This is a genomic window from Roseateles sp. GW835-FHT13E02 (assembly GCF_058794035.1).
In genome coordinates this window covers 114,307-136,982 of the sequence record NZ_JBXAGJ010000003.1, presented here as the reverse complement: position 1 = coordinate 136,982, position 22,676 = coordinate 114,307, and the positions used below count along the sequence as shown (strand labels likewise).

The following is a 22,676-nucleotide window of genomic DNA, read 5'->3' as shown; positions in this document are numbered from 1 at the left end:
TTCGGATTTGCAGATGAAACCCAAGACCTCCTTGCTGCCACGGCGCCCGGTGCCGCTGGCATGTGTTCTCGTTCTTGTCGCCGCCGCTCAAGCGAGCCAAGCGGCCCCCATGGGCGCTGAGCCGGCGCAAGCCTCGGTTCACAAGACGACGCTTGACCGGTCCCCATCGGCGGGCCGCGCTTCGATGTCGGCCCCCGCCCTCCAGCGTCTGCGCCAGCATCTGCAGCAGCAGGACTACCGCGCGGCTCGGCCGCAGCTGCAAGCGCTGCTGCGCCGCCATGCGGCCGGGCAGGCGCTGGGCAGTGAAGAGGGCGAGCTGATGTACCGCTGGTTGTTTGCCAGCGAGAACCTGGCCGAGGTGGGGCGGCGCACGGCGGCGGTGCTGGAGGAGAAAGGCAGCGCCGCCACGGCCGCCGATCTGCTGGCGGCGGCGCGCCTGGCCCTGGATCTGCGCGAGCTGGACCGGGCCGAGGCGTGCTTGCAGCGGGCGCTAGCGCAGGCTCGCAGCGTGGCCGAGCGGGCCGCGGTCTTGCGTGGCCAGGGTCAGCTGGCCTATCAGCGGCGCAACTACGATGGCGCCCTCGCACTGCATAAGCAGGCCCTGGCCTTGCAGCCCAGTGCCGATGGCGAGCAGGCCTTGGCCGAGACCTTGATCCGCCTGGGCCGCACGGCCGATGCCGTGGCCGCCGCCGAGCGCGCTGTGGCCTTGGACCCCTTGCACGAGCAGGCGCATTACCACCTGGGCAATGGTTATGCCCGCAAGAATTACAGCGAGCTGGCGGCCGAGTCGCCCGCCGCTTTTGCCGCCGCCAACGCCTTGATCCGCCGCGCTGCGCGCGCCTTTGACCGCGGCGAGCTGCTGGCGGCGCGCCGCCTGGCCGCCAGCGCTTTGGTCCGCTGCCCCGGCCATGGTCGTGCCCATGCCGTGCTGGCCAAGGCCATCGAAGGCCTGCGTCTGCGCCAGGACCCGCACCGGACCGCCGACGAAGCCCGCTTTGCCGCCACGCCCATGCCCCAGGTGCCCGCCATCGAGCGCTATGTGCTGAACTGGGCCCAGCTCTCGCCGCGCCACCAGAAGCGCGTGGCCCTGTCGCTGGCGCCCTGGAAGGCCTTCATTCCGGTGCTGGTCGAGGGTGGCGCCACGCACTTCATCAAGCCCCTGGACATGCGCCTGTCCGAAACCCCCGGCGCGCAAGCGCTCAAGGACCAGCGCATCGGCTACGACTCGCGCCTCTGGGACGATGTGCGCGGCATGGGCGGCTTCAACACCGTGACCGGCATCGAGGACGTGGAACGCTCCATCTTCGGCCGCTACAACACCGTGCTGCATGAGCTGAGCCACCAGGTCCACGGCGTGCTGACGGCCGACACGGCCCGCGAGATCCAGGAGCTCTACCGCCGCGCCAAGCTGCGCGATGAGCGCAGCAGGAACGCGTTTCTGTCGCGTTATGCCGGCGGCTCGGTCTGGGAGTATTTCGCCGAGGGCGCCAATGCCCTTGACTCGCCGCGCCGCGACGCCTTCGACACGCGCGAGATCGTGCGTGAGCGCCTGCAGGCGCAGGACCCGGAACTGCAGGCCCTGGTGCAGCGCCTCTTCGATCAGACCGACACACGTGCCAGCCTGCCCATCGCCCTGGTCAATGCCGGCCACCACCGGCTGGAGTCGGGCGAGTTGCCCGCCGCGCGTGGCTTTTTCGAGCGCGCCCGCGCCGTGGCGCCGCAGGACGAGCTGGTGCTGACGGCATCGCTTTACGGGGCCTCGTTGGCCGGCGATGCCGCAGCGGTGCACCAACTCGCGGCCGAGCTGCAGAGCCGGTATCCGCGCAGCGGCGCTGTGCTCACCTCAGTCCTGGACGCGCTCTGGCACAGCGGCCAGCCCCTGGCCGAGCTGACGGCCCAACTCAGCGCACAAGCCCAGGGCTTGACGGGCGAAGACCGCCAGCGGGTGGACCTGGCCCTGGGCGCCCACCAGCTGCGCCTGGGTGCGGCCGCGCCGGCCCTGGCCGCGTTCGAGTCGGCCCTGGCCTACCAGAGCGACAGTCCCGAGGCCCTCTGGGGCAAGGCCGCCGCCCTGGCCCAGGCCGAGCGCTGGGACGAGGCCTTTGCCGTTTACGAGCAGGCCTTGCGCCTGCGCACCGGCCTGGTCGAGCTGCGCCGCGATCTGGCCCGCGATCTTTTGCGCGCCGGCCGGCTGGAGCCCGCCCGTGCCCAGCTCAAGGAAGCGGCGTTGCTGGACCCCAAGGACGCCGGCGTGCTGGCGCTGCAGGCCTGGGCTTCGCTGTTGAGCGGCGATGCCACTGGAGCCCTGCGCCAGGCCGAGGCCGCGAGGGCCCTGGACCCCTGGGCTGACCTGGCCCTGATCATCCAGGGCGCCGCCCAGGCCCGCCTGGGCCGGCCCGAGCAGGCGGCAGCCAGCTGGGCGCCGCTGCGTCAGCGCCATGCCGACGCCGCCAGCGGGCCGCGTTATGTCTACCGCACCGCGGCCTCGGGCTGGGTGTCGGTCAACGAGCAGCCGGCCTGGGAGCGGCGCCTGCTGGAGCAATTGGCCGGCGGCTCCTGATCAGAGCCAGCTGCTGATCGCCGCCAGCGGCTTCTTGATGCCACCATGCACGGGCACCAGGCAGCCCGGCTTGGGGTAGCCCACGACCAGCAGGATGACGGGCTTTTCCGAGTCTGGCCGGCCGCAGATCTTGCTCAGAAAGCCCATGGGGCTGGGCGTGTGGGTGAGGGTGGCGAGGCCGGCGTCGTGCAGGGCGCTGATCAAGAAGCCGGTGGCGATGCCCACCGACTCGGGCACGTAGTAGTGGCTAAAGCGCTCGCCCTGGGCGTCGATGCCGTACTTCTGCGCAAAGATGGCGATCAGCAGCGGCGCCTCTTCCAGAAAAGGCTTGTTGGCATCGGTGCCCAGCGGCGCCAGGGCTCGCAGCCATTCCTCGGGCGCGCGGCCGTTGTAGAAGGTGCGCTCTTCTTCCTCGGCCTCGATGCGGATCTGGTGCTTGATCGTCGGGTCGCTGATGACGGCGAAATGCCAGGGCTGCTGGTTGGCGCCCGAGGGCGCGGTGCCGGCGGCGAGCAGGCATTGCTCGATCACCTCGCGCGGCACGGGCCGGCTGTCGTAATCGCGCACGGTGCGGCGGCGCAGCAGCTGCTGGTAGTTGCGGCGGGCGCGCTCGATCATCTGTTCGGGCGGCAGCTCCTGGAAAGCGGGCAGGGCCTCCATGGCTGGGGCGGGCCGCTCCTGTTGAATCGTCGTTTCGGTCATGGCTGAGTTCTCCTCCGTCGCGCCTCGGGGTTTGGACTGTGGATCGGCTGTGCATGCAGCCGGGGCGAGGCGAACGACCCGGAGAGCCTAGCGGGGCGTCTGCGGCTTGACCATCGGGGCTCGGCCTGAGTCGGCCTGAGCCCGGCCTACACTTCATCCCTTCCATCGATACAAGGCGGCAAGCGCCATGAGTTCTCCCATTGCTTTCATCGGCGGCGGCAATATGGCCAGCGCCATCATCGGCGGTCTGCTGCGCGCCGGCCTCAAGCCGGACCGGGTCTGGGTGGTCGAGCCTTACGAGCCGCAGCGCGCCCGCTTGCAGACGGATTTCCCCGGTCTGCATGTGCTGGCGGCGGCCGAGCCCAGCCTGGCCGAGGCCAGCCTGGTGGTCTGGGCCGTGAAGCCGCAGCTGTTCGGGGAGGCGGCCGCGCCCCTGGCTGGCCTGCTTCAGGGCGCCCTGCACCTGTCGGTGATGGCCGGCATCCGCAGCGACACCTTGGCGGCCAAGACCGGCAGTGAGCGCATCGTACGCGCCATGCCCAACACCCCGGCCTTGATCGGCCAGGGCATCGCCGGCCTGTTCGCCCGCGCCGCCGTGTCGGCCGAAGACCGCGCCCGGGTCGAGCAGGTGCTGGCGCCCACCGGCCGCAGCCTCTGGGTCGAGGCCGAGGCGGATCTGGACGCCGTCACCGCCTTGTCGGGCTCGGGCCCGGCCTACTTCTTCTACATCGTCGAGGCCATGACGGCCGCGGCGGTGGACATGGGCTTGAGCGAGGCCCAGGGCCGTGAGCTGGCCCTGGCCACCTGTGGCGGTGCCGCCGCCCTGGGCCTGGCGTCGAGCGAATCGCCCACCGTGCTGCGCGAGCGGGTTACCTCCAAGGGCGGCACCACGTTTGCGGCCATCAGCAGCCTGCAGGCCGACCAGGTCGGCGCCGCGGTGCAGCGGGCCGTGCGGGCGGCGCAGCAGCGGGCCCGTGAATTGGGCGACGAATTTGCGGGCTGAGCCGGTGCAGGACCTGACCCCCAACACGCGCCGGCCCGTGTCGCCGGGCCTGAGGACCGCATCTTGGGCATAGCCAGCCGCGACAGTTTGCGCAAATGGCTGCATGCGCCGGGTTCGCTGAGCCGGCGCCTGGCGCGCCTGGGTGAACGCTTCGAGGTGACGGTGCTAAGCCAGCGCACCGCGCCGCTGCGGGCGGCCGAGCTCAAGGCCTTGGGTCTGCCGCGCCGCGGCTGCACGGTGGTGCGCGAGGTCATTCTCAGCGTCGATGGCCGGCCCCTGGTCTGGGCCCGCTCCAGCCTGCACCAGAGCGCCCTGGCCGGCCCATGGCGTGCGCTCAAGGGCCTGGGCCCGCGCCCGCTGGCCAATTTGCTCTATGCCGACCCCCGGGTGCGGCGCAGCGAGTTGCAGCCGCGCCGCCTGTCCCGCCATGGTCACACCCGCCGGCAGATGCAAAAGCAGTGGTTGGCCGCCACGGGCAGCCCCGCATCGGCTCAAATGTTGTGGTCACGCAACTCTGTTTTCAGCCGCTGCGGCGCTCAGTTACGGGTGATGGAGCTATTTGTGCCGGAACTGGCCGGAAATATGCCGACAGTTGGTCGCGTTAGGTGTGTAAAGAGGCGTAACAATAGGCCCTAGAATAAAAGGTAGGGAGGTTCATCAGCTGTTTTGAGGAATCTCATGAAAACTCGTGACGTCGTCATTTTCAGCGGCCAGCGCTTCGCAGTGCCGCAATGTATTCAGCGTATCGACCACCAGTCGACGCACGGTTGGCAGCTGCGTTATGGCGGCACCAAACTTTTCTCTGACCACTCGCAAGATGGCAGCGGCGCCGCCGCAGCGCTGGCAGAGGCCACCAAGGCCTTGCTGAGCCGCATTGCCACCATGCCGGCGCCCTCGCGCTTGCAACGCCGCCCCAGCGGCAACAAGGGCAGTGGTCTGCCGGTCGGTATCTCCGGCCCCATCGTTCGTCAACGTGCCAGCAGCCGCGTCCGCGACTGCAGCTTTGCCGTGTCTCTGCCGCGTTTTGGCGGCGCGCCGCGCGGCCGCAGCGTCTACATCGGCACCGAGAACACCTACACGGTGGAGAAGTACCAAGCCGCTCTGGCCAAGGCCGTGGCCCTGCGTGAGTCGGCCGAAGAAGCCTACCAACGCGCGGCCACCCGCGCCAAGCGGGCCGAGGCCAAGGTCCTGAAGGAGCAGCTGAAGTCCATCCTGGCGGCGGCTCCGGCGGCCAAGGCCAGCAAGGCCAAGCCGGCCGCCAAGGCCGCACCGAAGGCCGCGCCCAAGGCCGTCAAGGCTGCGGCCAAGCCCGCTGCCAAGACGACAGCAGTGAAGGCGGCGGTAAAAGCTCCGGTCAAGCCCGTCGCCCGCAAGGCTGCCGGCAAAGCCGCTGCGCGCGCCTGAGTGCCGGTGCTGAGCCGCCCGTGAGCGAGGCGCAGCCAGCCCTGCGCTGGGCGGTGGTCGGCCCCGGCAACATCGCCGGGCGCTTCGTCCAGGCCCTGCAGGGCCTGCCCGATCAAGAGCTGAGCCTGATCCTGGGCCGTGACCTGGCCCGGGCGCAGTCCTTTGCCTCGGCCCACCGCGCTGCGGGCCGGCCCGAGCCGCACCTGCAGCAGGCCGTGGGCGAAGCTCAGTTGCTTGCCGCCCTCAGCGCCCCCGACATCGATGCCGTCTACATCGCCACGCCCCATGCCCAGCATGGCGATGCGGTGGCCGCGGCTTTGCAGGCCGGCAAGGCCGTGCTGTGTGAAAAGCCGCTGGTGCCAGGTCTTGCCCAGGCCCGGCCCTTGCTGGCTTTGGCGCAAGCGCGCCAGGTCTTTTTGATGGAAGCGCTCTGGACCCGCTTTCTGCCCGTCTACGCCCAAGTGCAGCAATGGTTGCAGGCCGGCCTGATCGGGCCGCTGCGTGCCGTCCAGTCTAGCTTCTGTTTCTCCATTCCTTTCGATGCCCAGAGCCGCTGCTTCGACCCGGCCCTGGCCGGCGGCGCGCTGCTGGACATCGGCATCTACAACCTCAGTATGACGCGCTGGGTCTTGCAGCAGGCGCTGGGCGCCTGCCCCGAGCCACTGCAGATGGAGGCGCAGGCGGTGCTGGCGCCCACCGGCGTGGACCAGCGCCTGGCCGCCAGCCTGCATTTCCCCGGCGGCATCAGCTCGCAATTCGTCTGCGCTTTCGACGGCATGGCCGACAACGGCCTGCGCATCTTCGGCGAACGCGGCCTGATCGAGCTGCCCCAGCAGTTCTGGGAAGCCACCGAGGCCCGCCTGACCCTGGCCGGCCAGGCGCCGCAGACCGTGCACCTGCCTTTCCAGATCAACGGCTTCGAAGGCGAAATCCTCGAGGTGAGCCGCTGCCTGCGCGCCGGCCTGACCGAGAGCCCCCAGATGCCGCTGTCCGAAACCCTGGCCACCCTGGCCTGGATGGACGCCTTGCGCGCCCAGGTGGGCGTGCGCTACCCCTTCGACTAAGCGGCACGATCGGCCCTGACTTGGCCGTATATTGCCGAGCGCGGGGCCGCTGGGGCCTCCGCAGGGGAGGGGCATGCTCATGAGGCCATGGGGTCGCAGCGCGGGTGCGCTGGCTGGGGTCGGCTTGGTGCTGAGCGCCGTGCTTGCGCAGGCCGCACCGCGGGTGATCGTCGGCCGTGCCGATGCCGAGAGTTTGCCCGGCGTTAGCCAGGCGCTCTTGCTGATCGATGGACCGCGCCGCGTGCTGACCGTGCGACGGGCCGATGGCGCCCGGCCCGAAGGGCCGCCGGCCGCCTGGCGTGAAGTCGCAGCGGATGGCTTGCGCCGCTTCGATCGCTATGGCGCCATGCGGCTGCAGCGTGTGAAGGAACCCGAGCCCTGTGAGTTCCCTTTGCGCTGGGGGGTGCCCTTGCCGCCTCCGCCCCTTCTGCACGGTGAAGGCGAGAAGGAACGCCTCGCGCATGAAGCTTGTGCCGATGCCCGCTGCGAACGCCCGGCCTGGCAAACCGATCTGCCTGCCGACACCCTGAGCCTGCCTGTGTCGGCCTTGTTGTCGGCCGCGGATGCGGAAGGGTCCGTGCTCCTGCATGTGCTGGAGCTGAATGCCACCTCTCACAACGCGCTTCCTTTTTGGGTGGCTGAGCTGCCGAGCTTGCCAGTCCTGCGTTGGCGCGGCCACAAACTGTGGTGGTTGGACAGGGATGCGCCTGTGATGCTGCCCCAGGAGCTGGCTCCGCATTTCCCGCGGATTCATCAGGCGGTATGGAATGAGCATGCGCGTCAGCAGGGGCTGGCACAGGCCTCGCTGTTGTTTGCCAGCGATGCCTTCGGTGCACCGAATCTTCTGTTTTCATCCCGCTATCTGGGGGTGGGAAAAGGCGAGCTGCAATCGCTGGGCGTGACGGAGCGGCTCGCGCCGCTGAAAGATGCCCAGGTCTACCGCCTACATCTCCGCCTGCTTGCCGCCGACGCGCCGGCTCAACTCAGCCTGGCGCGGGGCGTGCGCGCAGGCAGCAGCCAGCCTTGGCTGGCGCTCGAGTCCGCCCGGGATGATGGCGACCTCTGCCGGGACCGCCTGGCGGCTCTGTCCTGCGCCGGGCTCTGCCACGAGCGCGTGGAGCGCATTGCCCAGGCTCCGCCAGGCCGGTTTCTGATGCAGCCCCACCGTGATGAGATGCCCGAGGAGCGCAGCGAACAGCTGCAGGCTTGCCGAGCTTCTTGTGAAGAGCAGCTCGCGCGAAAGCTGGCCGCTGCCCGCAACGATGGCCGCCAGGAAGGCGAGCAGGCCTGGCAGCGCTTGTTGCAGGACCTAGAAACCATGACCGGCCTGGGTTTCTTTGCCCGACCGGAGCGGCCCTGAGGCCACGCCTGCCTTCCGATCCTGAAACAGACGTCAGCGCAGCGCCAGGTCGGCCACCGTGCCGGCGAACACCGCCAGACCCAGCCAGTGGTTCTCGCGGAAGGCCTTGAAGCAGCCCTCGCGGCTGCGGTCCTTGATGAGGGTGTAGTGCCACAGCACCTGGGCCGCGGCCACGGCGATGCCCAGCAGAAAGACCCGGCCCAGACCCAGGCGCAGGCCCAGGGCCGTCCAGGCGGCCAGGTAGATGGCGTAGAAGGCCATCACGCCGGCCACGTCGAAGCGGCCCAGGGTCAGGGCCGAGGTCTTGATGCCGATGCGGATGTCGTCGTCGCGGTCCACCATGGCGTATTCGGTGTCGTAGGCCAGCACCCAGAACAGATTGGCCACCAGCAGGGCCCAGGCCGCCAGCGGCACCGAGGCCTGCACGGCGGCCAGGCTCCACTCCGTGCCGCCCAGCGCGGCCGAGAAGGCCATGGGGATGCCGAAGCTGAAGGCCACGCCCAGCACGGCCTGCGGCATGTTGAGCACCCGCTTGGCGTAGGGGTACACCAGGGTCACGGCCAGGGCGGCGAAGGACAGCAGGATGGTGGGCGCATTGGTCGTCAGCACCAGGCCGAAGGCCAGCAGGGCAAGACCTGCCCCCAGGGCCAGGGCTTCCTTCACCGAGACCGCACCGCTGGTGACCGGGCGCTGGGCGGTGCGTTTGACATGCCTGTCGAAATCGCGATCGGCCACATCGTTGACGCAGCAGCCGGCCGAGCGCATCAGGATGGTGCCCAGGGTGAACACCGTCAGCAGATGCCAGCCCGGCCAGCCATCGGCCGCCATCCACAGCGCCGCCAGGGTGGGCCAGAGCAGCAGCAGCCAGCCGGCGGGGCGATCCCAGCGGATCAGGTTCAGATAGAGCCGAAAACGGGTGGGCGAAGCGTTGGAACTCATGGCGGCGATTGTCGCCGCGGCGCTGCCCGACTTGTGCGCTGACCTCTGCGCTGACTTCTGCGCTGTAATGTGGGCCAGTCTTTCGCCGACCAAGCGCAAGCTTTGTTCCTCGCCACCGGCCTGCCCATGACTCTGGAATCCCAACTCGCGGAACTGCACCAGCCCTTGCTGCGCTTTGCCCAGCTGCAGCTGCGCCAGGACAGCCTGGCCGAGGACGCGGTGTCCGAGACCTTTCTCGCCATCCTGGAAAAGCCCGAGGCCTTCGAGGGCCGCAGCTCGCTGCGCACCTATGCCACCGGCATCCTCAAGTTCAAGATCATCGACCTGCTGCGCAAGCGCGGGCGCGAGGTCCATATTGAACCGCTCGACGAGCAGAGCATGGACGAGGCCCTGGACGCCTTGTTCGCCAGCAGCGGCCATTGGCAGGAACGGCCTGCCGCCTGGCGAGAGCCCGAGCGGGCGCTGGAGCAGCAGCAGTTCTTCGCCACCTTGCAGGACTGCATCGACCGCCTGCCGGCCAAGGTCGGCCGCGTCTTCATGATGCGCGAGGGCCTGGACCAGGAAGTCGAGGACATCTGCGGCGAGCTGGGCATCACCAGCAACCACTGCGGCGTGATGCTGTACCGGGCGCGCATGTCCTTGCGCGAATGCCTGGACAAGAACTGGTTCGGGGTGGCGCCATGAGTGCCAAGCTGATGCTCGATTGCCGCGAGGTGGCCCGCCTGATCAGCGACCGGCAGGACCGCCCGCTGGCGCCGGCCGAGCGGGCGCAGTTCCGCCTGCACTTGGTGATGTGTCGCAGCTGCCGTACCGTGGATGAGCAGATGGCCTTCTTGCGCGAAGCCATGCGGCGCTTGGGCCAGGCTGAGCTGGAGCCCAAGGAGGCGCGCGAGCCGCGCTCGGCGCCGCCCCGTGCTCAGGACTGAAGCGCCAGCAGGCGCTGCGCCAGCACGCTCAGCTGCGCCGGCGCCAGGCCCTCGGCCCGCAGGGCCTGCCGCTGCGGCCATTGCTGGAATTGCGCTGCCTGCGAGCGCGCGTAATGCGGGTCGTAGTGCAGGCGGCAGAGTTCGGCGAACAGGGGCGAAAGCTCGCCGCGGCGCGCCCAGTCCTGCCAGCGATTGACGGTCTCGTGGCCATGGCTGGGCCGCAGGCGCTCCAGGATGCGGGCCAGGCCGGCGCCGTCCTCGCCCAGGTAGGCATAGTCGCGCAGCAGGAACTCCAGCCGTGCTTCGGCTGTGAGCTGCAGCTCGATGCAGGGGCTGTCGCGCAGGCGCGCCAGCAGGCCGCTGGGCAGGCTGAGGCGGCCGATCTTGCGGCTCTCGGCCTCGATGAAAACCGGCCGGCCTCGATCGATGCCGCGCAAGGCGGTGTAGAGCGCCGTGTCGAAGGCCTTCTGCGAAGGCTGGGCCTGGCCCGGCAGCTCGCCCAGCATGGAGCCCTTGTGGCAGGCCAGTGCTTCCAGGTCCAGCACCTGGGCGCCCTGGGCGGCCAGCGCCTGCAGCAGGCGGGTCTTGCCGCTGCCGGTGGGCCCGCAGATCACGCGCAAGGGCAGCTGGGGGCAGAGCAGGTCCAGCTGCGCCATCACATGCTGGCGAAAGCGTTTGTAGCCGCCCGCCAGCTGCTGCGCGTCCCAGCCCACCAGGCGCAGCCACTGCACCATGGAGCCGCTGCGCAGGCCACCGCGCCAGCAGTAGACCAGGGGCTTCCAGCCGATGGGCTGGTTCTTGAAGATGTCGGATTGCAGATGCCGCGCCAGATTGGCCGCCACCATGGCGCCGCCGACCCGGCGCGCCTCGAAAGCGCCTTGCTGCTTGTAGAGCGTGCCGACGATGCGCCGCTCCTCGTCGTCCAGCACCGGGCAGTTGATGGCGCCGGGCAGGTGGTCGAGCGCGAACTCGGCCGGCGAACGGGCATCGATCAGGGCATCGAAAGCGTCGATGTCATCCACATCCACCGGCCCTCGGTGGGCTTTGCCGCCCGCGCTCATGGCTGGGGGCGCGCGGCGCTGAAGGCCGGCTGCGATGGCGGACAAAGAATCATGGTGGCGGGTTCCTGAGGCGATGCCTTGGCAGTGTCGCATGCAGGGGGATGTGCCCGACCGGGTTGCATGAAGGTCTGTCGGCACGATCATTTGCGACCTTATGTCCAGGGTTCGAAGGCAGGCGCGGGAGGGCTTTTGGATGAGCGATGCAGCATCGACACCCCCAGGCAGATCCGCCCGCCCGAGCATGCCTAGCGAAACTCATCCCTGCCGCTGAGGGATCAGGCCGCCAGCGTTTGGGTTTCAGCCTGCCGGCCGCGCGTGCCTGGGTCGCCGGCCGGGCTTTCGCGCAGGCGCATGCGCACCAGCTGGATGTCGCTTTGCAGCTCGAAGAACAGGTCGGAGTGGCGCGAGGGCACGCCCAGCTGCCGCACCTTGTCGCTCAAGGCATCAAGCTCGCGCAGCAGGTCGGCCGTTTCGGTCGCATCGAGGCGATGCTGCAGGCGCGCTTCCAGCGCCCGCAGCTGGCGGTAGGGCAGGTGCAGGCGCTCGCGGATCCACCAGCGGTACAGGCGCGGCGCGTAATTGAAGATGGGAAAGAACAGCGCCGCGGCCGACAGCAGCAGGGCCGCCAAACGCTCCACCTGCACGGCCATGGACAGGGGCAGCAGGCGCTGCAAGAAGCTCGGGCCCTGCTTGTAGTAGCGCAGGGCCGCCGGGGCCATGGGGTACTCGGGGTCGCTGCTGAGCGGGAACTCGCCGGCGCGCTGGAACAGGCCGGCCTGGCCATGCTCGGCCACCAGATGGCGCGTCAGCAGCTGAACCAGATCGGGGTGCAGGTCCTCGCGCACCAGCACGGCATTGGTGGTGGCCAGCAGCTCGATATCGCGCATGGGCTTGTTGTGCTCCAGATCGATGGCGCCTTGTGGCAGCACCAGGCGCACCAGAAAGCTCAGGTGCCGGGTGATGGCTTCGGCCTGGCGCAGGCTCAGCAGCTGCACGCGCGGATCGTGCAACAGGCGCTGCACCAGGGGCGAGTCGGCGGCAAAGGCCATGAAGATGGCATCGACCTGGCCGCTCAGGAGTGCCTCGGCGGCAGCTTCGCCGGCCAGGGGCAGCAACTGGGCATTGCCGGCCGAGATGCCGTGCAGCTTGAGCACCTGGTCGGCCAGCACCCGGGTGCCGCTGTCTTGCGGGCCCACGGCCAGGCGCCGCTGCTTGAGCTGGGTCAGCGTGTCGAAGGGCACCTCGGCACGGTGGAAGATCCACAGGATCTGGTGGTTGATGCGGCCCAGCGAAACCAGGCCGGGGCTGCGCTGCGCGTTCGAGACACCGCCCTGCACAAAAGCCAGGTGCACGCCGGAGCCGGGGTCGGCCAGCAGGCGCAGGTTCTCGACCGAGCCCTGGCTGGGCAGCAGGGTCGAGCGGATGTGCTCGGCCTGCAAGGCCTGCTGGTAGCGCTGGCCGAAATGCTCGTATGCCCCGCCCTTGAAGGCCGTGGCAATGCCCACCTGCTTGGGCGGCGCCGGCATGGCGTGGGCCAGCAGCAGCCACAGCGCGGCCAGCAGGACCAGAAACAAGGCCAGGGCCTGGTGGGAATAGCGCAGACGAAAGCTCGGGCGCAGGGGCATGCGGACGGAGGGGCGGTGCATGGTCAGAGCGACTTTTGGGAACGCGCAGTATCCGACCCACGACCCCTCCCGGCCTGCCATGGCTGGCCCTTCGTGCGCAATGCGCGCAAGCGGCCGCGCAGCGCTGGCTATGCTGCGCGACACCGGTTTCGCGAGCCCGCCGCCCAGACTCTGTCGCGGAGACCCAGCCCTGCCAGGAGACTTACGCATGCCCGAGAGATTCGCAGATGACGATGCTGGCCTGACGCGGGCCGTGTGGAGCAGCCGTCCCAGGCGGCGGCTCGGCGCCGGCCTGCTGTGGGCGGCCTTGGCCACCCTGGGCAGCTGGCCGCTGAATCCGGCCGCCGCGGCGACGTTGCCACCCGCAGCCGCGCCACCGGCGCAGCGCCTGCGCTTCGAATACCACAGCAGTTTCCTGATGAATCTGCACCACTTCCTGCTCGATGCCTCGCGCCGCAGGGAGGCGCTGCCGCCCGAGCAGGCCGCCTGCACACTGGTAGAAGGCGAGCACACCGCCTTGAACCAGGCACGCGCTGTCTATGCGCAGCAGTTTGAACGACGCCACCCATTGTTTGACGAGGGCCTGTCCGCCATCAAGCAGGCCCTGCGCCAGGCCGATGACGGTCGGGTCCGGGCCCAGGGTCTGGAAGGTGTGCCGGAGCCGCTGGCGCAGCAGCTCGATGCGGCGGCGCCCGGCTACCGGCGCTGCATCTGGCCGGCGCATGAAGCCAGCAACCGGCGCTGGATCGAGCAGGCCCAGGCGCTGGACGCGCGCTTCGGTGCTGCCGTGCAGGCGCGGCTGGAGCGGCAGCTGACCCAGACCTTCACGCGCCAGCCGCTGCGCACCGATCTGGTGTGGGCGACTGGTTCCCGCGAGGGGGCTTACAGCAGCGACGAGCCCGAGCATGTGGTCATGCCCAGCGGGCGCAGCGATTACCAGGGCGATGCGGCGCTGGAGATGCTGTATCACGAGGCCAGCCATGTCGGGGTGATGCGCCCCCTGTTCCTCAGCATGGCGGAGGCCCTGAAGACCACGCCGCGTCCAAACGCCCAGCAGCTCTGGCATGCCCTGCAGTTCTACACCGTCGGCCTGGCGGTGCAGGAGGTGCTGCGCCAGGACGGTGGGCGCGCGTACACGAGCTATGCCGAGCGGGCCGATCTCTACCGCCTCGCCCGCTGGCACCATGCCTTACCGGCCATCCAAGCGCATTGGCTGCCCTGGCTGCGCGAAGGCCGGCCGGCCTTTGCGGATGCGGTGCTCGCCCTGGTGCGCGCCTTGCCACAGCAAGCGCCTGCAGACTGAGCCGGCACCGATCCGGCCCCCGGAGGGGTCTGCGGTGCTCAGCGTCGGCGCAGGCCTGCGCTTGCCGCCGCTGCGGCGAGCAAGGCCAGCAGGATCAGCTGGGCGCTGCCGGGCTCGGGCACCGGGTTGCCGGTGTTGGGCGTTTGCAGCAGCAGGCCGGTGCCGTAGAAGCCGATGCCAATGCCAAAGTCCGGCGTGCCGGCCAAGGTGGGTGCGCTGATGCTCGCGCCTTTGCCGATGGAGCTGTAGTAGGTCAGGCTGCCATCAGGCCAGGCGATGGCTTCCGCAAGGTCGACCGCGTCGAACTGGTAGTCACTGCCCTCGATTGCGCGCAGCCAGCCCGCGACCGGGTTCAAGCCATCACCGAAGCCGGCCAGCTGCACCTGGAAGGCGGCGATCGGGGGCGCGCCACTGCCATCGCCGAAGTCTTGCAGGGTGACGATGCCGCCCTGTCGCGGGTCGACCTGGCCGAAGTACAGCGCCCAGTTGGACAGCTGCACCACGCCGGCCTGGGCAGCACCCAGGGCGGCCAGGCCCAGCGTGAGTGCGCAGCCCAGCTGGCGGGCGCGGCGAAGTGCGCGATCAGAACCAAGAACTCGGTGGGTGGTGAAGAACATCAAGCAGCTCCTGTGTGGCGGGGCGGTGTGCCCCACTGATGGGATGCTGCCGCGGCACAGAAGCTCAGCCCCCTGTTCGCGGGGGGAGCGATCTTCGGTCAGCGCCCGGCTGGTGCCTGCCGCCGCTCCCACCAGGCCAGCGCCTCGCCGACCAGGCCGCGGCGGAAGGCCAGCACGCAGACGATGAAGATCAGGCCGGTCACCAGGCTGACCGATTCACCCAGGCCGTTGAACCAGGCGATGCCCGAGACATCGGCCAGGGCCTTGCCCAGATCGCCGATCTTGTTCTCCAGCGCGATGATGACCAGGGCACCCAGCATGGGCCCGACCAGGGTGCCCATGCCGCCAACCAGGGTCATCAGGATGACCAGGCCCGAGGTGGTCCAGACCGCGTCGGTCAGGGTGGCGAAGCCCAGCACCAGGGTCTTGGTGGCGCCGGCCAGGCCGGCCAGCATGGCCGAGAGTACAAAGGCCAGCAGCTTGAAGCGGTCGACGTCGTAGCCCAGCGAGATGGCGCGCGGCTCGTTCTCGCGGATCGAGGTCAGCACCTGGCCGAAGGGCGAGTGCACGGTGCGGTAGATCAGCCAGAAGCCGGCGATGAAGAGGCCCAGCACCACGTAGTAGAGGCTCAGGTCATTCGCCAGATCGAGGCCCAGAAAATGGCCGCGCGGCACCGACTGCAGGCCGTCCTCGCCGCCGGTGAAAGGCGCTTGCAGGAAGACGAAGAACAGCATCTGGCTCAGGGCCAGGGTGATCATCGAAAAGTAGATGCCGGTGCGGCGGATCGCCAGCAGGCCGAAGACCAGGCCGACACCGCCGGCCGCCAGCATGCCGAACAGCAGGCCCAGCGGCGTGGGCAGGCCCCAGACCTTGAGTGCATGGCCGGCGCCGTAGGCGGCCGTGCCGAGAAACGCCGCATGGCCAAAGCTCAGCAGGCCGGTGAAGCCCACCAGCAGATTGAAAGCACAGGCGAACAGGGCGAAGCACAGCACCTTCATCGCGAAGATGGGGTACACGCCCAGGGCCGGCAGCAGGGCGATGGCGCCGAACAGCAGGCCGTAGCCGAGCAGGGGGTTGCGGTTCTGGGTGGCGCTCATTTTTCTTTTCCGAAGAGACCGGCGGGGCGGACCAGCAGGACCAGGGCCATGACGACGAACACCACGGTGCTGGACGCCTCGGGGTAGAAGACCTTGGTCAGACCCTCGACCAGGCCCAGGCCCAGGCCCGTGAGGATGGAGCCCAGGATGGAACCCATGCCGCCGATCACCACCACAGCGAAGACGACGATGATGAGGTTGCTGCCCATCAGCGCCGTCACCTGCAGGATGGGCGCGGCCAGCACGCCGGCAAAGGCGGCCAGGGCCACGCCGCCGGCGTAGGTCAGGGTGATCATGCGCGGCACATTGATGCCAAAGGCCTGCACCAGCTTGGGGTTCTCGGTGCCGGCGCGCAGGGTGGCGCCCAGGCTGGTTTTCTCGATCAGGGCCCAGACCGCCAGGCAGACGGTGATGGATGCCACCACCACCCAGGCGCGGTAATTGGGCAGCACCATGAAGCCCAGGTTGGTGGCGCCCTGCAAGGCCTCGGGCACCGCGTACTGCTGGCCCGAGACGCCGTAAAAGCTGCGGAAGATGCCCTCCATCACCAGGGTGATGCCAAAGGTCAGCAGCAGACCGTAGATGTGGTCGAGCTTGTACAACCACTGCAGCAGCAGTCGCTCGATCAAGATGCCCAGCACACCGACGAGCAGCGGTGCCAGCAGCAGCATCACCCAGTAATTGAGGCCCAGGTACTCCAGCCCCATCCAGGCCAGGAAGGCGCCCATCATGTAGAGCGCGCCGTGGGCGAAGTTGATGATGTTGAGCATGCCGAAGATCACGGCCAGGCCCAGGGACAGCATCGCGTAGAACGAGCCGTTCACCAGGCCCAGCAGCAGCTGGCCCAGAAGGGCGGGCAGGGGGATACCGAAGAGATCTGTCATGGTGTGTATTTGCTGACCCTGGATGCCCGCCGGGCCGCTCCCAAGGGCGGCCAGGGCCGATGTCGATGCCGGCCCACGCCGGCGTCGATCGGCGTCCCCTCGGGGGCTGAGGCCGCACACATCACACCCTGCGGGTGCGATGTGGCTGCCGAAGAGCTGCGGCGCCTGCCGCAGCGCGGGCTGCAAGCCCGCCCAGACGCGCGCGCGTTCAGCGACGCGGGTGTGGGCGAGGGGTTCATTTCTTCACTGCGGGGCACTTCGAGTCGGCCAGCTTGGTGAAGGCTTCTTCGCCGGGGATGCGGGTCACGACCTTGAAGTAATCCCAGGGTTCCACGGAGTCCTTCTGCGACTTGACCTGCAGCAGGAACATGTCGTGGACGAAGCGCCCGTCTTCCTTGCGGATCTGGCCCTTGGAGAAGAAGTCGTTGATGGGCGTGGCCTTCATCTGCGCGATCACCTTGTCGGCGTCGTCGGTCTTGGTGGCTTCCACGGCCTTGAGGTAGTTCCAGGTGGCCGAGTAGTCGGCCGCCTGCAGCGAGGAGGGCATGCGCTTCATCTTCTCGAAGAAGCGGCGGCTCCAGGCGCGTGCCTCGGGCGTCTGGTTCCAGTACCAGCTGTCGGTCAGGTACATGCCTTCGGTGGTCTTCAGGCCCAGCGAGTGGATGTCGTTGATGAACATCAGCAGACCGGCCAGCTTCATGGTCTTGGTGACGCCGAACTCGTTGGCGGCCTTGACCGCATTGATGGTGTCGCCGCCGGCATTGGCCAGGCCCAGGATCTGTGCGCCCGAGCCCTGGGCTTGCAGCAGGAAGGAGGAAAAATCGCTGGCATTGAGCGGGTGCTTGACGCTGCCCACCACCTTGCCGCCGCTCTTGGCCACCACCGCGGCCGTGTCGGCCTGCAGCGAGGCGCCGAAGGCATAGTCGGCGGTCAGGAAGTACCAGCTCTTGCCGCCGCCCTTGGTCACGGCCGCGCCGGTGCCATTGGCCAGGGCCACGGTGTCGTAGGCGTAGTGGATGGTGTAGGGCGAGCAATCCTCATTGGTCAGACGGGCGGAGCCGGCGCCGATGACGATGAAGGGCTTTTTCTTCTCGGCCGCGATCTTGGCCATGGCCAGGCTGGCGCCCGAGTTGGTGCCGCCGATCAGGAGGTCCAGGCCCTGGGTGTCGATCCACTCGCGGGCCTTGCTGGCGGCCACATCGGCCTTGTTCTGGTGGTCGGCAAAGATCACCTCGATCTTCTTGCCCGCGACCATGCCCTTCATATCGGCCACGGCCATCTTGATCGCCTCGACGCCGCCGGCGCCGTCGATGTCGGCGTAGACGCTGGACATGTCGGTGATGATGCCGATCTTGATCACATCGCCGGAGATCTGGGCCTGGGCGGCGCCGCCGCAGGCCAGCAGGCTGGCCAATGCGACATGCTTGAAATGGATGGACTTCATGGACGGTCTCCTTTAATGGGGTCGATGGATCAAGGGTTCACACACTCAACAATTCGTCCAGCTTGGCCTGCTGTGCGGCCAGCTCGGAAGCGGGGAATGACGCCACCACCTCGCCATGCTCGACGACGATGAAGTGGTCGGCCAGTGGCGCGGCAAAGCGGAAGTTCTGCTCCACCATGACGATGGTGAAGCCCTGGGCCTTGAGCGTGGTGATCATGCGCGCCAGGGCCTGCACGATCACCGGGGCCAGGCCTTCGGAAATCTCGTCCAGCAGCAGGATGTCGGCGCCGGTGCGCAGGATGCGGGCCACGGCCAGCATCTGCTGCTCGCCGCCCGAGAGCCGGGTGCCGGGGCTGTTCCGGCGTTCGGCCAGATTGGGGAACATCTCGTAGATCTGCGCCTCGGTCATGGGCGTGGCCCGGCCACCGCTGAGGCGCGGCGGCAGGCGCAGGTTCTCTTCCGTCGTCAGCGAGGCAAAGATGCCCCGCTCCTCCGGGCAGTAGCCCAGGCCCAGGTGGGCGATGCGGTGGGTGGGCAGGGCGATGGTCTCCTCGCCGTGCACACGGATCGAACCCTGGCGCCGCCCGGTCAGGCCCATGATGGCGCGCAAGGTGGTGGTGCGGCCGGCGCCGTTGCGGCCCAGCAGGGTCAAGACCTGACCCCGCTGCACGGACAGGTTGATGCCATGCAGGATGTGGCTCTCGCCGTACCAGGCGTGAAGATCACGGATTTCGAGTGCTGAATCTGGCGAGCTCATGCGTGTGCCCCCTGCAACTCGGTCGCCTCGGTGCCCATATACGCCTCCAGCACGGCGGGGTGGCGCGAGACTTCGGCGTAGTCGCCCTCGGCCAGCACCGAGCCGCGCGCCAGCACGGTGATGCGGTCGGCAATGGTGCTGACGACCTTCATATTGTGTTCAACCATCAGCACGGTGCGGCCCTCGGCCACGCGTTTGATCAGGGCGGTGACACGGTCCACATCCTCGTGGCCCATGCCCTGGGTCGGTTCGTCCAGCAGCATCAGCGCCGGCTCCATGGCCATGGTGGTGGCGATCTCCAGCGCGCGCTTGCGGCCGTAGGGCAGGTCGCCGGCCTTGAGGCTGGCCATCTCGCGCAGGTCCACCAGCTCCAGCAGGGCGAGCACGCGCGCGTCCAACTGCTTCAGGGCGGTCAGGCCCTTCCAGAAATGGAAGCTGGTGCCGGTGAAGCGCTGCAGGCCGATGCGCACGTTCTCCAGCACCGTCAGGTGCGGGAACACCGCCGAGATCTGGAAGCTGCGGATGACGCCGCGTCGCGCGACTTCGGCCGGCCGCTCGCCGGTGATGTCCACGCCGTTGAACAGGATCTGGCCGCGCGTCGGTTCCAGGAACTTGGTCAGCAGATTGAAGCAGGTGGTCTTGCCCGCCCCGTTGGGGCCGATCAAGGCATGGATGGCGCCGCGCGCGACTTGCAGGTTCACCCCGTCCACGGCGGTGAAGCCTTTAAAGTCCTTGCCCAGACCTCGCGTTTCAAGAATCAGTTCGCTCATCGTCAGACGTTCGCCGGTTCATTCAAGGGGGACGAATCAAGCGTAGCAGCAGAGTGCCCAGCTGCCGATGAAGCCGGGGCGCTGCACGCTGCGGACATACCCGCATGCCGGTTCATGCGGCCACCCCGTCGGCGCGCAAAAAGCGCTCCACCAGGGCCAGCTGCTCCGACACATTGAGGGCCGGCGCATGGCCGCAGCCGGGGATGGTGACCACGGCTGCGGCCGGGCCGCGCTCGCGCATGGCCTGCACCGTGCTTTCCAGCAGCAGGTCGGAATGCTCGCCGCGCAGGCACAGCACCGGCAGGGCCAGGCTGTCCCAGGCATCCCAGAGCAGGTAGTCATCCGGGTGGTGGGTGAACTGCAGGGCCATGGCCGGGTCGTAATGTGGGGTGACCCGGCCATCGGGCAGGCGGCGAACCGAGGTCTCGGTCAGCTGCCGCCACTGCGCATCGCTGAGCCAGCCATAGGGTTCGTAGACCTTGCGGAAGTACTGCTCCAGCTCGCTGACGGTGGCAAAGGCCGCCGGCTGCCCGGCATAGCTGCGGATGCGCTGCAGCGCCTCCTCGGCCAGCTGCGGGCCGTTGTCATTGAGCACCAGGCGACGGATGCGGCCGCGCAAGCGCGTGGCCGCCGCCAGCGTGCCGATGGCGCCGCCCATGGAAGTGCCAACCCAGTGGAACTCTTTCAGGCCCAGCTGGTCCACCAGGGCCGTGGCCTGTTGCACATAGAAAGCCAGGCAGTACTCGGTGGCCGGCGCCGGGCTCCACTCGGAGAGCCCGCGGCCCAGGGTATCCGGGCAAATGACGCGGTAATGCGTGGACAGGTGGCGGGCCAGCTCGTCCATATCGCGGCCGGTGCGGGCCAGGCCGTGCCAGGCGATCACGCATTCGCGGTGCTCGCTGCCCCATTCGGTGTAGTGCAGCTCGCGGCCTTCGCAGCGCAGGTAGTGGGAGCTGGGGTTCATGATGAGGACACCTCCGCCGATGTGGCTGTCTGCTGGTGAGCCCGCAGTGCCGCCGCCAGGCGCAGGCGCCCGACGATGCCGCTGGGGAAGTGGTACACGGCCAGCACAAACAGAATGCCCAGCCAGAGCAGCCAGCGGTCCGGCGACACCAGCTGCGAGAGCAGGGGCACGCCCTGCAGCGCGCCTTCACCCAGGCGCAGCAGGTCTTGCAGATAGTTTTGCGCCAGCACGAAGACCAGGCTGCCCAGCACCGCGCCGTAGATGGTGCCCATGCCGCCGATGACGACGATGAGCAGGATGTCCAGCATGATTTCAAAAGACATGGCCGTGTCCGGCCCGGCGTAGCGCAGCCAGATGGCGAGCAAAGCACCGGCGCTGCTGGCGAACAGGGCGGCCAGCACATTCGACAAGGTGCGGTAGACGACGGTGCGGTAGCCAATGGCCTCTGCCCGGAACTCGTTCTCGCGGATCGCCTGCAGTACGCGGCCAAACGGCGAGTTGACGATGCGCAGCAACAGCAGCACCAGGCCCAGCACGGCGAAGAACAGCAGGTAGTAGCTGAGTAGGCGGCCGTCAATCGTCACGCCCAGCAGCGGCTCTTCCAGGTACTCGGTCGAAGCTTGCAGCGCGGCGGGCAGCTTGAAGTTCAGGCCGTCCTCGCCGCCGGTGAAGTCGGACAGCTGCGAGGCCAGGGTCAGAAAGGCCGAGGCCACCGCCAGGGTGATCATGGCGAAGAAGATCGCCTTCACGCGCAGGCTGAAGAGCCCGATCACCAGGCTCAGCAGCAGGGACAAGGCCAGGCCGGCCGCCCAGCCCGTGGCCAGCGCCGGCCAGCCCGCGCCCATGCGGCTGCTGGCGATGGCAATGCCGTAGGCGCCGATGCCGAAGAACATGGTGTGGGCAAAGCTGACAATGCCGGTGTAGCCCAGCAGCAGGTCGTAGCTGGCCACCAGCACGATGAAGACCAGTACTTTCGCCGCGACATTGAGCGCCTTGGTCGAGGGGAAGATGAAGGGCAGCAGGGCCAGGCCCAGCACGCTCAGGCTCAGCAGCAGGGCCAGCCAGCGGCTGCGCGGCAGGTCGTGCGACAGGAGGTTCTTGAGGGAGAAGGAGGAATGCATGGCTTGAGGTCCCTGGCGGTTCAACGCTGACCCAGCGGGTACAGGCCTTGCGGCCGCCACATCAGCACCGCCACCATCAGGCCGATGTTGGAGAACAGGGCCAGCTTGGGCGCGAGGAAACCGGTGTAGTTGGCCAGCAGGCCCACCAGCAGGGCGCCGACCAGGCAGCCCACGGTGGAGCCCAGGCCGCCGATGATGATGACGATGAAGATCAACACATTGACCTGTGCGCCGATCTGCGGCGTTACGCCTTGCTGGTACAGGCCCCACATCACGCCGCCCAGGCCGGCCAAGGCCGAGCCGCCGACGAAGACGGCGACAAAGAGGCGCCGCACGCGGTAGCCCAGGCTCTCGACCATCTCGCGGTCCTGCACGCCGGCGCGGATCAAGAGGCCCAGCTTGGTGCGGTTGAGCAGCCAGAGCAGGGCCAGCAGCACGGCCAGGCCGGTCAGCACGGCGACAATGCGGAACTTCTCCACCGCCGCCTCACCCAGCAGCAGGGAGCCGCGCAAACCCTCGGGCAGGGGCAGGGGAATCATCTGCGCGCCCCAGACCACCTTGAGCAGCTCCTCGCCGATGATCATGCCGCCCATGGTGATGAGAATCTGCTTGAGATGCAGGCCATAGGCCGGCCGCACCAGCACGCGCTCGAACAGCAGGCCCAGCGCGCCCGCCACCGCCATGCCGGCGCTGCAGGCCACGGCCACGGCGAAGAGATTGGCGCCCAGGTGGGGTGTTTCGGTGAAGCTGCTCATGGCGCCCAGCACCGTGGTGGCCATGAAGGCCCCGAGGGCGATGAAGACGCCGTGGCCGAAGTTCAGCACATCCATCAGCCCGAACACCAGGGTCAGGCCCGAGGCGATGATGAAGATGATCAGGCCCATGGCCAGGCCGGCGATGGTCAGCGTCAGCCAGGTGCTGCCGCTGCCGACCAGGGGCAGGGCCAGCAAGGGCAGGGCGACCAGCAGCCAGAGCGGCCGCAGGTCGAAGCGGGCTTTGGGGATGGCAGCGGCGGCATCCGCCGCGGAAGGGAGGGTGCTCAGGGTCTCAGCTTGTGTGCTCATTCGGCCGGTCC

At 68.5% G+C, this 22,676-nt stretch carries 22 protein-coding genes; 9 read left to right on the top strand and 13 right to left on the bottom strand.

Going from position 1 to position 22,676, the window contains the following annotated elements:
- Positions 1-184: 184 nt before the first annotated feature.
- Positions 185-2,560 (top strand): tetratricopeptide repeat protein, encoded by a 2,376-nt coding sequence (locus tag AC1Q6P_RS04025; RefSeq protein ID WP_492663344.1) that lies wholly within the window; start codon positions 185-187, stop codon positions 2,558-2,560.
- Here the strand turns inward: AC1Q6P_RS04025 and AC1Q6P_RS04020 are convergent, their stop codons facing one another.
- Positions 2,561-3,262 carry a nitroreductase family protein gene (locus AC1Q6P_RS04020; protein ID WP_492663343.1) on the bottom strand — a complete coding sequence of 234 codons (702 nt, stop codon included), beginning with the start codon at positions 3,260-3,262 and terminating at the stop codon, positions 2,561-2,563. It abuts the gene before it with no gap.
- A 187-nt stretch (positions 3,263-3,449) separates the two neighbouring features.
- Between AC1Q6P_RS04020 and proC the strand changes: the two genes are divergently transcribed.
- From proC to AC1Q6P_RS03995, 5 genes are all read left to right on the top strand, one after another.
- Positions 3,450-4,265, top strand: coding sequence for a pyrroline-5-carboxylate reductase (gene proC, locus AC1Q6P_RS04015; RefSeq protein ID WP_102768884.1), 816 nt, complete (start codon positions 3,450-3,452; stop codon positions 4,263-4,265).
- 63 nt (positions 4,266-4,328) lie between these two features.
- Complete coding sequence (locus tag AC1Q6P_RS04010) at positions 4,329-4,901, top strand: chorismate--pyruvate lyase family protein (RefSeq protein WP_165794645.1); 573 nt, start codon at positions 4,329-4,331, stop codon at positions 4,899-4,901.
- A 42-nt stretch (positions 4,902-4,943) separates the two neighbouring features.
- On the top strand, positions 4,944-5,669 hold the full coding sequence (locus AC1Q6P_RS04005; protein ID WP_492663342.1) for a hypothetical protein: 726 nt from the start codon (positions 4,944-4,946) through the stop codon (positions 5,667-5,669).
- A gap of 20 nt (positions 5,670-5,689) precedes the next feature.
- Entirely contained in the window at positions 5,690-6,733 is a 1,044-nt protein-coding gene (locus AC1Q6P_RS04000) for a Gfo/Idh/MocA family protein (protein WP_492663341.1), read from the top strand.
- Positions 6,734-7,271: 538 nt separating this feature from the next.
- Positions 7,272-8,093 (top strand): hypothetical protein, encoded by an 822-nt coding sequence (locus AC1Q6P_RS03995; protein WP_492663340.1) that lies wholly within the window; start codon positions 7,272-7,274, stop codon positions 8,091-8,093.
- Between the two features lie 33 nt (positions 8,094-8,126).
- Here the strand turns inward: AC1Q6P_RS03995 and ubiA are convergent, their stop codons facing one another.
- Positions 8,127-9,032, bottom strand: a complete 906-nt coding sequence (ubiA, locus tag AC1Q6P_RS03990; RefSeq protein ID WP_492663339.1) for a 4-hydroxybenzoate octaprenyltransferase — start codon at positions 9,030-9,032, stop codon at positions 8,127-8,129.
- Positions 9,033-9,158: 126 nt separating this feature from the next.
- On the opposite strand from ubiA, the gene AC1Q6P_RS03985 reads away from it, so the two are divergent.
- Both AC1Q6P_RS03985 and AC1Q6P_RS03980 read left to right on the top strand, forming a co-directional pair.
- The gene (locus AC1Q6P_RS03985) at positions 9,159-9,716 is read left to right on the top strand and encodes a sigma-70 family RNA polymerase sigma factor (protein ID WP_171826527.1); all 558 of its coding nucleotides are present in this window, start codon (positions 9,159-9,161) and stop codon (positions 9,714-9,716) included.
- Positions 9,713-9,958: a zf-HC2 domain-containing protein gene (locus AC1Q6P_RS03980; protein ID WP_102768893.1), complete on the top strand. Its 246-nt coding sequence runs from the start codon at positions 9,713-9,715 to the stop codon at positions 9,956-9,958. Before AC1Q6P_RS03985 ends, AC1Q6P_RS03980 begins: the two co-directional genes overlap by 4 nt.
- Here AC1Q6P_RS03980 and mnmH read toward each other — a convergent pair.
- Together mnmH and AC1Q6P_RS03970 are read right to left on the bottom strand one after the other, a co-directional pair.
- A complete protein-coding gene (mnmH, locus tag AC1Q6P_RS03975) occupies positions 9,949-11,019 on the bottom strand; it encodes a tRNA 2-selenouridine(34) synthase MnmH (protein ID WP_492663338.1) in 1,071 nt (356 codons plus the stop codon). The genes AC1Q6P_RS03980 and mnmH overlap by 10 nt on opposite strands.
- A gap of 275 nt (positions 11,020-11,294) precedes the next feature.
- Positions 11,295-12,665: a TAXI family TRAP transporter solute-binding subunit gene (locus tag AC1Q6P_RS03970; protein ID WP_492663337.1), complete on the bottom strand. Its 1,371-nt coding sequence runs from the start codon at positions 12,663-12,665 to the stop codon at positions 11,295-11,297.
- A gap of 187 nt (positions 12,666-12,852) precedes the next feature.
- On the opposite strand from AC1Q6P_RS03970, the gene AC1Q6P_RS03965 reads away from it, so the two are divergent.
- The gene (locus AC1Q6P_RS03965; RefSeq protein WP_492663336.1) at positions 12,853-13,947 is read left to right on the top strand and encodes a hypothetical protein; all 1,095 of its coding nucleotides are present in this window, start codon (positions 12,853-12,855) and stop codon (positions 13,945-13,947) included.
- 38 nt (positions 13,948-13,985) lie between these two features.
- On the opposite strand, the gene AC1Q6P_RS03960 is transcribed toward AC1Q6P_RS03965, so the two are convergent.
- From AC1Q6P_RS03960 to AC1Q6P_RS03920, 9 genes are all read right to left on the bottom strand, one after another.
- Positions 13,986-14,564, bottom strand: a complete 579-nt coding sequence (locus AC1Q6P_RS03960) for a PEP-CTERM sorting domain-containing protein (RefSeq protein WP_492663335.1) — start codon at positions 14,562-14,564, stop codon at positions 13,986-13,988.
- Positions 14,565-14,662: 98 nt separating this feature from the next.
- The gene (locus AC1Q6P_RS03955) at positions 14,663-15,661 is read right to left on the bottom strand and encodes a branched-chain amino acid ABC transporter permease (RefSeq protein ID WP_492663334.1); all 999 of its coding nucleotides are present in this window, start codon (positions 15,659-15,661) and stop codon (positions 14,663-14,665) included.
- Positions 15,658-16,545 carry a branched-chain amino acid ABC transporter permease gene (locus AC1Q6P_RS03950; protein ID WP_492663333.1) on the bottom strand — a complete coding sequence of 296 codons (888 nt, stop codon included), beginning with the start codon at positions 16,543-16,545 and terminating at the stop codon, positions 15,658-15,660. The genes AC1Q6P_RS03955 and AC1Q6P_RS03950 overlap by 4 nt, the downstream gene beginning before the upstream one ends.
- 235 nt (positions 16,546-16,780) lie before the next feature.
- Entirely contained in the window at positions 16,781-17,989 is a 1,209-nt protein-coding gene (locus AC1Q6P_RS03945) for an ABC transporter substrate-binding protein (RefSeq protein ID WP_492663332.1), read from the bottom strand.
- 37 nt (positions 17,990-18,026) lie between these two features.
- Entirely contained in the window at positions 18,027-18,746 is a 720-nt protein-coding gene (locus AC1Q6P_RS03940) for an ABC transporter ATP-binding protein (RefSeq protein WP_492663331.1), read from the bottom strand.
- Positions 18,743-19,516, bottom strand: a complete 774-nt coding sequence (locus AC1Q6P_RS03935) for an ABC transporter ATP-binding protein (protein ID WP_492663330.1) — start codon at positions 19,514-19,516, stop codon at positions 18,743-18,745. Before AC1Q6P_RS03935 ends, AC1Q6P_RS03940 begins: the two co-directional genes overlap by 4 nt.
- A 112-nt stretch (positions 19,517-19,628) precedes the next feature.
- On the bottom strand, positions 19,629-20,480 hold the full coding sequence (locus AC1Q6P_RS03930) for an alpha/beta fold hydrolase (RefSeq protein ID WP_492663329.1): 852 nt from the start codon (positions 20,478-20,480) through the stop codon (positions 19,629-19,631).
- Positions 20,477-21,601 carry a branched-chain amino acid ABC transporter permease gene (locus AC1Q6P_RS03925; RefSeq protein WP_263562082.1) on the bottom strand — a complete coding sequence of 375 codons (1,125 nt, stop codon included), beginning with the start codon at positions 21,599-21,601 and terminating at the stop codon, positions 20,477-20,479. Before AC1Q6P_RS03925 ends, AC1Q6P_RS03930 begins: the two co-directional genes overlap by 4 nt.
- 20 nt (positions 21,602-21,621) lie before the next feature.
- On the bottom strand, positions 21,622-22,665 hold the full coding sequence (locus AC1Q6P_RS03920) for a branched-chain amino acid ABC transporter permease (protein WP_492663328.1): 1,044 nt from the start codon (positions 22,663-22,665) through the stop codon (positions 21,622-21,624).
- Positions 22,666-22,676 lie beyond the last annotated feature (11 nt).